The organism is Serratia liquefaciens, from assembly GCF_027594825.1.
Taxonomy (GTDB): domain Bacteria; phylum Pseudomonadota; class Gammaproteobacteria; order Enterobacterales; family Enterobacteriaceae; genus Serratia; species Serratia liquefaciens_A.
The window spans coordinates 3,108,434-3,120,252 of the sequence record NZ_CP088930.1; the positions used below are offsets into that span (position 1 = coordinate 3,108,434).

Genomic DNA, 11,819 nt, shown 5'->3' on the forward strand with positions numbered 1-11,819 from the left:
TTATTCCTCCTGATGAGCGGCAGGGGACTGGGCCATCAGATTACGCACCCGGGTCTGCATCAGTTTTTCCAGCAGCGGCTGGCTTTTCAGCTGATCCGGCACGTCCATGGTGATCGACTGCTGGCTCAGGGTATCCAACTCTTCCAGGAAAGCTTTCGTGGCCGGGTCGGTGGTATCAAAGTAGGCGCGAACCCAAGTGGAAATGGTCTCCAGCGACTGCTTATACACTTCGTTCTGATGGCGCGGGATGGCCTGTGCGGCAACCAGCAGGCGCGAACGGATATTTTCGCGCAGGTAAATGTCCTGGTTCGGAGCCAGCAGCGGCTCGGCATTGCTATCGCGACGGCGGACGGTAATAAAGTCGGCCATAAAGTTGTGCCAGCTTTTGGTCAGGTTTTGCCGCCATTCGCCGATCGAGCTCGACAGCTCGCTGCTGTCTTGATCCATCGGCGCTTCGTCGCTGTCGTTATCCGCCAGGCGCAGATTATCCACCTGATTGGACAACTGATTGGTCTTGAGAATGATGCCGTCGAAATCCACCTGAGTCAGCGTGGACAGCGTGCTGACGTCTTCGGTGATGGCGCGGCGAACCTCGAGCAGGCTCGGGTCATTCATGTCTGCCAGGCTGGCATCGGCGCTTTTCAACAGGGCGGCGGCGGTGGTGACGTCCTGATCGCTCCACAGTTTACGTCCGGCCATTTTCACCAGAAAATCGGCCTGCGCCAGCAACCAGGTTTTGGCGTCGCTGCCGGAGATAATGGCGACTTTCTCTTGCAGTTCATTGAGCTGTCGCGCCAGGGTTGCCTGTTCGCGATCGGCGGCGTCCAGCGTTTTGCCCTGTTGCTGCAACAGGCCTTCCAGCGCACTTCTTTCCTGCTGTTGGTTCTGTTTCAGCGCTTCAAGCTGTTGCTGCAAGGTTTGATTGGCGGCGATAAGCTGCTGCGCCTGCCGATGGGTGTGGTAATAGCCACCGGCGGCCAGAGCGATGACCAGCACGATCGCTATTGCGCCCAATACCGGGCCGGTATTTTTACCTTTACGCTTTTCAGCGTCTGGCTGCTGGGGGCTCTCAACCGCAGAGGTGGGTTCTTCAACCGGGGCGGATGGGGTATTTTGTTCCGTCATAGTGGCACATCCCATAGTCAGGTTTGTTGTAGCGCGCGGATCAGCGCGTCATTATCGGCATTATCAGCTACCCGAATTGTGCTCCAGCCCAATTCCTGGGCGAGGGTAGCCAGGCGTTCACTCACTACCACCAGGCGGCAACGCAACAGCCACGAAGAACGGTAGTAATCAGGAACTAAAGTATAGAGCTGTTGTAACATTTCACCGCTGGTAACCACCAGCGTATCAACACCGGCACGCTGCCAGTGGGCGCTTTGCTCGCTGCCATCATAGTGCACCGGGCTGCGTTGATAACATTCATAATAGCTGACGGCGGCGCCGCGCTCGCTCAGGGTGTTGCCGAGCAGCTCGCGTCCGCCGTTACCGCGCAGGATCAGCGCCTGTTTGCCGTCCAGCTTCTGCAGCGCCGGCAGCAGCAGCAATGTTTCACTGATCTCCTGCTCACGCGGATATTCTATCGGCAGGCTGCTGATGCGGTGCATGGCTAACGCCGTGTTGCGACCAATAGCATAATAGGCCAGCCTGGCGGGCCATGACAGCCCGACGCGGCCCATCACCGAGTTGGCGTAGCTCACCGAGTGCTGCGACAGGATGAACACCAGATCGCCATCGTTAAGCTGCTGCAAGGCCTGTGGTAATTTGGGCAGATCGCCGCCGGGGGCGAAATCGATCAGCGGAGCATGATAGGCAACCCGGCCGAGCGCGCGCAGTCGGCTTACCAGTTCTTCTCCTGACGGAGAGGGGCGGGTTACCAGGATCGTCATGCCGGGGGATTTCCCTGATAAACGTCCTGCAGAATTTCACGAGCGCCTTGCGCAAGCAGTTCTTCCGCCAGCGCCACGCCCATCTGTTCAGCCTGCGCTGCCGGACCACGGCGTTCGCCGCGCACCATTTGGCTGCCGTCTGGTGAGCCCACCAGGGCTCGCAGCCACAGGGTGTCGCCATCCAGTTCGGCATAACTGCCGATCGGTACCTGGCAACCGCCCTCCAGTCGGGTATTCATCGCCCGCTCGGCGCGTACGCGGGTTTCCGTGGCAACGTGATTGAGCGGTGCCAACAGCGCGCGGGTGGTTTCGTCGTCGAGGCGGCATTCGATACCCACTGCGCCCTGGCCGACGGCCGGCAGGCACTCTTCCGGGCTCAATGGGCTGCGGATACGCTGTTCCAACCCCAGGCGCTTAAGCCCGGCGACCGCCAAAATAATGGCGTCGTAATCACCGTTATCCAATTTTGCCAGTCGGGTACCGACATTGCCGCGCAGATCGCGCACGATCAGATCCGGGCGGCGCTCACGCAATTGGCACTGACGACGCAGGCTGGAGGTACCGACCACGCTGCCCTGCGGCAGTTGATCGAGCGAAGCGAAACGATTGGAAACAAATGCGTCGCGCGGGTCGTCGCGCTCACAAATGGTCACCAAACCCAAGCCATCGGGGAAATCTACCGGGACGTCTTTCATCGAATGCACGGCGATATCCGCGCGGCCATCCAACAACGCCAGCTCAAGTTCCTTAACAAACAGCCCTTTACCACCGACTTTCGCCAGCGGCGTATCCAGAATAATGTCGCCCCGCGTGACCATCGGCACCAGTTCGACCTGCAGGCCAGAGTGGCTGGCCATCAGGCGCTGCTGCACATAATGTGCTTGCCAGAGAGCGAGCGGGCTTTGTCGGGTGGCAATTCGAATAATTTTGTCTAACATGCTTGTTACCGTTTTTATAATTCGCCGTTCATCCTACCACTGAGTGCGAAAACTGTCAGTGCAAGAAGCCACAGGCGAAGAAAGGACAACGGAATCAACGGGACGTGTGATGTGTTTTGGGGCAGTTAACACTGCGGGTAAATCGTTTGGAGTGGCGCTACAATAATAGTGAAGCGTTACTTCCTTTACGGTCAATCAGCAAGGTGTTAAATTGATCACGTTTCCAACAATAAGTTGCCAAATATTCTTCCAACACTAACGGCGCTTATGGAATACGGGTTTTTTTCTAAACACCGGGATAATCAGGCGAGACGTCTTGTACCTCTACATCGAGACACTGAAGCAGAGACTGGATGCGATCAATCAATTACGAATCGATCGCGCCCTAGCGGCCATGAAGCCCGCGTTTCAACGGGTATACAGTCTGCTGCCTACCTTATTGCATCACCACCACCCACTGATGCCAGGTTACCTGAACGGTAACGTTCCCCATGGCGTTTGCCTCTACACGCCTGATGAAACCCAAAAAGATTACCTCAACGATTTAGAAGACAAATGGGGCAGCCCATTTGACAAAATGGCCAGCGGTGAACTGCCGATTACCGGGGTTTACTCGATGGGCAGCACCTCGTCGATCGGCCAGAGCTGCAGTTCGGATCTCGACATCTGGGTGTGTCACCAATCCTGGCTGGACAACGAAGAGCGTAACCGCCTGCAGCAAAAATGCAGCCTGCTGGAAAAATGGTCGGCGTCGATGGGGGTGGAAGTCAGCTTCTTCCTGATCGATGAAAACCGCTTCCGTCATAACGAAAGCGGCAGCCTGGGGGGCGAAGACTGCGGCTCCACCCAACATATCCTGCTGCTGGACGAATTCTACCGCACCGCGGTGCGCCTGGCCGGCAAACGTATTTTATGGAACATGGTGCCGGGCGAAGAAGAAGCGCATTACGATGAGTATGTGCTGTCGCTGTACTCGCAAGGCGCGTTAACGCCGAACGAATGGCTGGATCTCGGCGGGCTGAGCACGCTGTCGGCGGAAGAATACTTCGGCGCCAGCCTGTGGCAGCTGTACAAAAGCATCGACTCGCCTTACAAGGCGGTGCTGAAGACCCTGCTGCTGGAAGCTTATTCCTGGGAATATCCCAATACTCAGCTGTTGGCGATGGACATCAAACAGCGCCTGCATCAGGGCGAGATTGTCTGCTTTGGTCTCGACGCCTACTGTATGATGCTCGAACGCGTTACGCATTATCTGAATCAAATCAACGACACTACCCGCCTCGATCTGGTCCGCCGCTGTTTCTACCTGAAAGTCTGTGAAAAACTGTCGCGTGCCAATGCGTGCGTCGGCTGGCGCCGTGAAATCCTCAGTCAATTGGTCAGCGAATGGGGCTGGGACGAAGAGCGTCTGGCGATCCTGGATAATCGCGCCAACTGGAAAATCGAACGGGTACGTGAAGCGCACAACGAATTGTTGGATGCGATGATGCAAAGCTATCGCAACCTGATCCGCTTTGCCCGTCGCAACAACCTTAGCGTCAGCGCCAGCCCGCAGGATATCGGCGTGTTGACCCGCAAGCTGTACGCCGCGTTTGAAGCGCTGCCCGGCAAGGTGACGCTGGTGAACCCGCAGATTTCGCCGGACCTGTCAGAAGACGACTTGACCTTTATTCACGTGCCGATTGGCCGCGCCAACCGGACCGGCTGGTACCTTTATAACCAGGCACCGGCCATGGACTCGATCGTCAGCCATCAGCCGCTGGAATATAACCGCTACCTCAACAAGCTGGTGGCCTGGGCCTATTTCAACGGGCTGCTGACGCCGAAAACCCGTCTGCACATCAAGAGCGGCAACCTGTGCGATACGGCCAAACTGCAGGAACTGGTGGCCGATGTGTCGCACCACTTCCCGCTGCGGCTGGCGGCTCCCACGCCAAAAGCGCTGTACAGCCCGTGCGAAATTCGCCACCTGGCGATAATCGTCAATCTGGAAAACGATCCGACCGCCGCCTTCCGCAATCAGGTGGTGCATTTCGATTTCCGCAAGCTCGATGTATTCAGCTTTGGTCAGCAACAGCAGTGTCTGGTGGGCAGTATCGATCTGCTGTACCGCAACTCCTGGAACGAAGTGCGTACCTTGCATTTCAGCGGCGAGCAATCGGTGCTGGAAGCGTTGAAGACCATTCTCGGCAAAATGCACCAGGATGCCGCGCCGCCGGAATCGGTCGAGGTGTTCTGCTACAGTCAGCACCTGCGCGGCCTGATCCGTACCCGTATACAGCAGTTGGTGTCGGAGTGTATTGAGCTACGCCTGTCCAGCACCCGACTGGAGCCGGGCCGTTTCAAAGCGGTACGGGTTGCCGGCCAGACCTGGGGCCTGTTCTTCGAACGGTTGAGCGTGTCGGTGCAGAAGCTGGAAAACGCGGTGGAGTTCTACGGCGCCATTTCCAACAATAAATTGCACGGCCTGTCGATCAAAGTGGAAACCGATCAGGTGCATCTGCCGCCGGTGGTAGACGGTTTCGCCAGCGAGGGGATTATTCAGTTCTTCTTCGAAGACACCACGGACGACAAGGGCTTTAACATCTATATTCTGGATGAGTCTAACCGGGTTGAGGTTTATCACCATTGCGAAGGCAGCAAAGAGGAACTGGTGCGCGACGTTAGCCGTTTCTACTCGTCCTCGCACGATCGCTTCACCTACGGCTCCAGCTTTATCAACTTCAACCTACCGCAGTTCTACCAGATCGTACATCTTGATGGCCGAACTCAGGTGATCCCGTTCCGCAGCAATGTGCTGTCGAGCCTGTGCGTTCCCCTGACCGACAGCGCCGTCCAACCGCTGAAGCAACAGTTCCAGCTGCATTGATATCGTCAAGGTTCAGCAGGCTGAGCCTTGACGACGGATGCGGCCATTCTCAGGAAAACTTCACCTCTTCGCCGGCCTGCGCGCTGGCCGCTTCGCTCAGTAAGGGGTAGAAGGCGCGGTCGCTGCGATCGCACAGCCACACGCCGTCACGGTAGTTAAAGTGGTAGCCGCCGGTTTTGGTCGCCAGCCAAATCTGATGCAACGGCTCCTGGCGATTGATCACAATTTTGGTGCCATTTTCGAAGCTTAACGTCATTACGCCACCGTTAGTTTCGTAATCGATGTCCGCATCGCCGTTAAAATCGTCCAGGGTCTCTTCAATATTCAGCATCAGTTGGTCAGCCAACTGGTGAAACTCACTGTCGTTCATATTCAATTCCTATTGCTTTTCATGATCCACCTGCGATTATAGAGACCTTGGACGCATGAATTACAGGCATTAATGCAAATGAAAAAACAACTACGCTATGCGCTGATGGCAGTTCTGCTTGCCGGGCTCTCCGGCTGCGGCCTGAAAGGCCCGCTGTACTTCCCGCCAGCCGATCCGGCCAGCGCTAAGAAACCGGCTACCCAGGTTCAGACCGGAGATCAGGTACAGAAAAATCAGCAGGAACTTTCTGGCTCTCAGCAAAAACCGTCGATGAGCGACCAGTAACACCTTGTTTGCGGCGGCATGAGTCACCGCAAACCCAAGACGGATAGCGGAGTATGATATGCAGTTCTCCAAAATGCACGGTCTGGGCAACGACTTTATGGTGGTCGATGCCGTTACACAGAATGTCTATTTCTCACCCGAGCTGATCCGCCGTTTGGCCGATCGGCACTTGGGCGTTGGCTTTGACCAGCTGCTGGTGGTAGAACCGCCTTACGATCCGGAACTGGATTTCCATTACCGCATTTTTAACGCCGACGGCAGTGAAGTGGCGCAGTGCGGTAACGGCGCTCGCTGCTTTGCCCGCTTTGTACGGCTGAAAGGCTTGACCAACAAGCGCGATATTCGCGTAAGTACCCAGACCGGGCGCATGGTGTTGAGCGTGACCGACGATGATCTGGTGTGCGTGAATATGGGCGAGCCGAACTTCGATCCCCAGGCAGTGCCGTTTCGCGCAACCAAAGAAGAAAAGACGTACATCATGCGGGCAGCGGAGCATACGGTGCTGTGCGGCGTGGTATCGATGGGCAATCCACATTGTGTTTTACAGGTGGATGATGTAAAAACCGCCAAGGTGGAGTTGCTCGGGCCGGTGCTGGAAGGGCATGAGCGCTTCCCGGAACGGGCCAACATCGGTTTTATGCAAATTGTCAGTCGCGAGCACATTAAACTGCGCGTCTATGAGCGCGGTGCTGGCGAAACGCAGGCCTGCGGTAGCGGAGCCTGTGCGGCCGTGGCAGTAGGGATTCAACAGGAATTGCTGTCAGAAGAGGTGCATGTAGAACTGCCGGGCGGCAGCCTGCATATTCGCTGGAAAGGGCCGGGCAGCCCGCTGTTTATGACCGGTCCGGCAACCCATGTATATGACGGATTTATTCATCTATGAAGAGCGTTGAGGACCAGGCTGTCGCAGGCATTGAGCTTGATGACGACGCCGTGATGCAGTTTCTGCTGCAAAACCCGGATTTCTTTATGCGCAACGCACGGTTGGTGGAGCAGATGCGCGTTCCCCATCCCGTTCGCGGCACCGTATCGTTGGTCGAGTGGCATCTGGCTCGCCAGCGCAATCACATCCATCGGCTGGAAGAAGAAATCACGCTGCTGATGGAGCAGGCCAGCGCCAACGAAACGCTGTTTGCCAGCCTGCTGCATTTACAGGCCAATCTGGCCACCGCCGACAGCCTGCAGGATATGCTTAACCGCCTGCAGCGTTGGGCGCGCGGTTTCGGTTTGGCCGGCGCCAACATCCGCCTGTTTTCCGAAAGCTGGAAAATCGGCGCACCTTCCGATTTCACCCACCTTGCCCTGACGCGCTCTTCGTTTGAACCGTTGCGCATTCAGCGCCTGGGTGACCAACAGCACTTTCTCGGCAGTCTGAATGGCCCCGAACTGCTGCTGTTGCTGCCGCAGGCCAAACTGGTCGGCTCGGTAGCGCTGTCGATGCTGGGTGATGAGGGCGAGCTGGGCATGGTGATTTTCAGCAGCCGCGATACGCAACATTATCAGCAGGGTATGGGCACGGTGATGCTTAATCAACTGGCGCGCATGCTGCCGGAACTGCTGGAACGCTGGATCGAACGAGTATGACCCCGCTGGCGGCCAGCCTGCAACAGCCGGTCGATGCCTTTCTGCGCTATCTGAAGGTGGAACGCCAGCTCAGCCCCTTGACGCAGTTAAGCTATTCACGCCAATTACAGGCGCTGATGGCGCTGGCTCAGGATATGGGCATCACGGAGTGGCCGTCGCTGGACGCCGGCAAAGTCCGGATGCTGGCAGCACGCAGCAAACGCGCCGGCCTGCAGTCTTCCAGCCTCGCGTTGCGCTTGTCGGCATTACGCAGTTTTCTCGACTGGCAGGTCAGCCAGGGCATGCTGATAGCCAACCCCGCCAAAGGGATCCGCACGCCGCGCAGCGGCCGTCATCTGCCGAAAAACATCGACGTCGATGAAATGAATCAGCTGCTGGATATCGATCTCAACGATCCGCTGGCGGTGCGCGATCGCGCTATGCTTGAGGTGATGTACGGGGCAGGGCTGCGTCTTTCTGAACTGGTGGGGCTGGACTGTCGCCACGTCGATCTGGCCGCCGGTGAAATTTGGGTGTTGGGCAAGGGCAGCAAGGAACGCAAGCTGCCGGTCGGCCGCACCGCCGTGACCTGGCTGGAACACTGGCTGGCGATGCGCGATTTGTTTGGGCCGTCAGACGATGCGATGTTCCTGTCCAATCAGGGAAAACGCATCTCGACTCGCAACGTGCAAAAGCGTTTTGCCGAATGGGGCGTCAAGCAGGGCGTTAACAGCCATATCCATCCGCACAAGCTGCGCCACTCCTTTGCCACCCATATGCTGGAGTCCAGCGGCGATCTGCGAGCGGTGCAGGAACTGCTTGGCCACGCCAACCTGACCACCACCCAAATCTATACCCACCTCGACTTTCAACATCTGGCGAACGTGTACGATGCTGCGCATCCGCGCGCCAAACGGGGGAAATCCTGATGCACTTTTATCGTCCGCTACGCCCGCTGGCGGCACTGACCTTCGATCTGGACGACACGCTGTATGACAACCGTCCGGTGATCAAACAGACTGAATTGCAGTCGGTCGCTTTTTTGCAGAACTATCACCCCGGGCTGAACCACTTCCAGTCGGCGGATTTTCATCGCCTGCGCCGGGAGCTTCGCGAGCAGGATCCGGAGATTTACCACGACGTCACCCAGTGGCGCTGGCGCGCTATCCACCTGGCGCTGAGCCGCCAGGGACTGCGTGATGCCCAGGCTGCTGAGGGGGCTGATGCGGCGATGCAGAATTTTGCGCTGTGGCGCAGCCGTATCGAGGTTCCTGAAGTCACCCACGCCACGTTGAAAGCGCTGGGCGAACGCTTCCCGCTGGTGGCGATCACCAACGGCAATGCCGATCCTTCGCTGTGCGGGCTGGACGGTTACTTTCAGTTTGTGCTGCGCTCCGGGCCGGATGGCCGTGCCAAACCTTACCAGGACATGTACCAGACGGCTGCCGAGCGGTTAGGGATCGCCCCTGAGCATATACTTCACGTCGGCGATGATTTAACCACCGACGTCGCCGGCGCGTTGCGCTCCGGCCTGCAAGCCTGTTGGATCAACGACCGCCAGCGCAGCCTGATGCAGGCCGCCGATAGCCGGCTGCTGCCACATATTGAGATTTCGCAGTTGGCATCGCTGACAGCATTGTTATAATCCCTGCCAGAACTCTGTATAAATTCCCAGTGGAATCGCGTCGCTGACGCGCTTTCCCTTACCAATTAATGGTGCCTATGGACGTTTCCGATCTGCTCGACAGCCTGAATGAAAAACAACGCGAAGCCGTGGCGGCGCCACGTGGCAACCTGTTGGTATTGGCCGGCGCGGGCAGCGGTAAAACCCGGGTACTGGTGCACCGCATCGCCTGGCTGCTGTCGGTAGAGAACTGTTCGCCGTATTCGATCATGGCGGTGACGTTCACCAACAAAGCCGCGGCGGAAATGCGCCACCGTATCGAACATCTGATTGGCACCAGTCAGGGCGGCATGTGGATCGGCACCTTCCACGGGCTGGCTCACCGGTTGCTGCGCGCACACCATATGGACGCCAATCTGCCGCAGGATTTCCAGATCCTCGACAGCGACGACCAGTTCCGCCTGCTCAAACGCATCGTCAAGGCGTTGAATATCGACGAGAAACAATGGCCACCGCGTCAGGCGATGTGGTACATCAACGGCAAAAAAGATGAAGGCCTGCGCCCGCAACACGTCGAAACCTACAATAACCCGGTAGAGGCGACCTGGCTGCGTATCTACCAGGCCTATCAGGAAGCCTGCGATCGCGCGGGGCTGGTGGATTTTGCCGAGCTGTTGCTGCGCGCCCATGAGCTGTGGCTGAACAAACCGCATATCCTCAACCATTATCGCGAACGTTTTACCAACGTACTGGTGGATGAGTTTCAGGATACCAACAGCATTCAATATGCCTGGATCCGCCTGCTGGCCGGCAATAACAGCAACGTGATGATCGTGGGTGACGATGACCAGTCGATTTATGGCTGGCGCGGCGCTCAGGTGGAAAATATTCAACGTTTCCTGAAGGACTTCCCCGGTGCGCAGAGCGTCCTTCTGGAACAAAACTACCGTTCGACCAGCAATATTCTGAAGGCAGCCAACACCCTGATCGCCAACAACGGCGGGCGCATGGGGAAAAACCTGTGGACCGAGGGTGGGGATGGCGAACCTATTTCCATCTACTGCGCTTTCAACGAACTCGATGAGGCGCGCTTTGTCGTCGGCCGCATCAAAACCTGGCAGGAAAATGGCGGAGCACTGAATGACTGCGCCATCCTTTACCGCAGTAACGCCCAGTCGCGCGTGCTGGAAGAGGCGCTGCTGCAAACCGCCATGCCTTACCGCATTTACGGCGGGCAACGCTTCTTCGAACGTCAGGAAATCAAGGATGCGCTGGCCTATCTGCGGCTGATAGCCAACCGTAATGACGACGCTGCGTTTGAACGTGTGGTGAATACCCCGACGCGTGGCATTGGCGACCGGACGTTGGACGAAGTGCGTCGAACGGCGCGCGATCGCCAATTGACCCTGTGGCAGGCCACCCGCGCCCTGCTGCAAGATAAAGTGCTGGCCGGCCGTGCGGCCTCTGCGCTGCAGCGTTTTACCGAACTGGTGGATTCACTGGCGCATGAAACCGCCGATATGCCCTTGCACGTACAGACCGACCGGGTGATCCGCGACTCGGGGCTGTTCATTATGTATGAGCAGGAAAAGGGCGAGAAAGGTCAGGCGCGTATCGAAAACCTTGAGGAACTGGTGACGGCAACCCGTCAGTACAGCTATCAGGATGAAGATCAGGATCTGATGCCGCTGCAGGCATTTTTGTCGCACGCTGCGCTGGAGGCGGGCGAAGGCCAGGCCGATGCCTATCAAGATGCGGTGCAGCTGATGACTCTGCACTCGGCCAAGGGGCTTGAGTTCCCGCTGGTGTTTATCGTCGGCATGGAAGAGGGGATGTTCCCGAGCCAGATGTCGCTGGATGAAGGCGGGCGGCTGGAAGAAGAACGTCGTCTGGCCTACGTTGGCCTGACGCGCGCCATGCAGAAACTGACGCTGACCTATGCCGAAACGCGCCGTCTGTACGGCAAAGAAGTCTACCATCGGCCATCGCGTTTTATCGGCGAACTGCCGGAGGAGTGCGTGGAAGAAGTGCGGTTGCGTGCCAGCGTATCGCGACCGGTGAGCCATCGTCGTATGGGCACGCCGATCAGTGAAAACGACACCGGTTACAAACTGGGCCAGCGGGTGCGTCATCCTAAATTTGGCGAAGGTACCATCGTCAATCTGGAAGGCAGCGGCGAACACAGCCGGCTGCAAATTGCGTTTCCGGGAGAAGGCATCAAATGGCTGGTGGCAGCCTATGCCAGACTGGAAACGGTGTAGAAGGGCAGTAACGGGCAAAA

The 11,819-nt window shown here is 57.6% G+C and carries 11 protein-coding genes; 7 read left to right on the forward strand and 4 right to left on the reverse strand.

Annotation, left to right across the window (positions count from 1 at the left end):
- From hemX to hemC, 3 genes are read right to left on the reverse strand one after another with little or no spacing between them, the layout of a single operon-like run.
- A complete protein-coding gene (gene hemX / locus LQ945_RS14100; protein ID WP_270101018.1) occupies positions 1-1,125 on the reverse strand; it encodes a uroporphyrinogen-III C-methyltransferase in 1,125 nt (374 codons plus the stop codon).
- Positions 1,126-1,142: 17 nt separating this feature from the next.
- Positions 1,143-1,889: a uroporphyrinogen-III synthase gene (gene hemD, locus LQ945_RS14105; RefSeq protein WP_270101019.1), complete on the reverse strand. Its 747-nt coding sequence runs from the start codon at positions 1,887-1,889 to the stop codon at positions 1,143-1,145.
- Positions 1,886-2,827: a hydroxymethylbilane synthase gene (hemC, locus tag LQ945_RS14110; RefSeq protein ID WP_270101020.1), complete on the reverse strand. Its 942-nt coding sequence runs from the start codon at positions 2,825-2,827 to the stop codon at positions 1,886-1,888. Before hemC ends, hemD begins: the two co-directional genes overlap by 4 nt.
- A 316-nt stretch (positions 2,828-3,143) precedes the next feature.
- Between hemC and LQ945_RS14115 the strand changes: the two genes are divergently transcribed.
- Complete coding sequence (locus LQ945_RS14115; RefSeq protein WP_270101021.1) at positions 3,144-5,696, forward strand: class I adenylate cyclase; 2,553 nt, start codon at positions 3,144-3,146, stop codon at positions 5,694-5,696.
- A 49-nt stretch (positions 5,697-5,745) separates the two neighbouring features.
- On the opposite strand, the gene cyaY is transcribed toward LQ945_RS14115, so the two are convergent.
- Complete coding sequence (gene cyaY, locus LQ945_RS14120; protein ID WP_270101022.1) at positions 5,746-6,066, reverse strand: iron donor protein CyaY; 321 nt, start codon at positions 6,064-6,066, stop codon at positions 5,746-5,748.
- A gap of 78 nt (positions 6,067-6,144) precedes the next feature.
- Between cyaY and lptM the strand changes: the two genes are divergently transcribed.
- The 6 genes from lptM (at position 6,145) to uvrD (ending at position 11,799) form a co-directional block, all read left to right on the forward strand.
- Entirely contained in the window at positions 6,145-6,351 is a 207-nt protein-coding gene (gene lptM / locus LQ945_RS14125; protein ID WP_306341321.1) for an LPS translocon maturation chaperone LptM, read from the forward strand.
- A gap of 58 nt (positions 6,352-6,409) precedes the next feature.
- The gene (gene dapF / locus LQ945_RS14130; RefSeq protein ID WP_020824769.1) at positions 6,410-7,234 is read left to right on the forward strand and encodes a diaminopimelate epimerase; all 825 of its coding nucleotides are present in this window, start codon (positions 6,410-6,412) and stop codon (positions 7,232-7,234) included.
- On the forward strand, positions 7,231-7,935 hold the full coding sequence (locus LQ945_RS14135) for a DUF484 domain-containing protein (protein ID WP_182822697.1): 705 nt from the start codon (positions 7,231-7,233) through the stop codon (positions 7,933-7,935). The genes dapF and LQ945_RS14135 overlap by 4 nt, the downstream gene beginning before the upstream one ends.
- Entirely contained in the window at positions 7,932-8,843 is a 912-nt protein-coding gene (xerC, locus tag LQ945_RS14140; protein ID WP_270101023.1) for a tyrosine recombinase XerC, read from the forward strand. The genes LQ945_RS14135 and xerC overlap by 4 nt, the downstream gene beginning before the upstream one ends.
- A complete protein-coding gene (gene yigB, locus LQ945_RS14145; RefSeq protein ID WP_270101024.1) occupies positions 8,843-9,559 on the forward strand; it encodes a 5-amino-6-(5-phospho-D-ribitylamino)uracil phosphatase YigB in 717 nt (238 codons plus the stop codon). The genes xerC and yigB overlap by 1 nt, the downstream gene beginning before the upstream one ends.
- A gap of 77 nt (positions 9,560-9,636) precedes the next feature.
- Entirely contained in the window at positions 9,637-11,799 is a 2,163-nt protein-coding gene (gene uvrD / locus LQ945_RS14150; protein ID WP_044554480.1) for a DNA helicase II, read from the forward strand.
- The last annotated feature ends 20 nt before the right edge of the window (positions 11,800-11,819 follow it).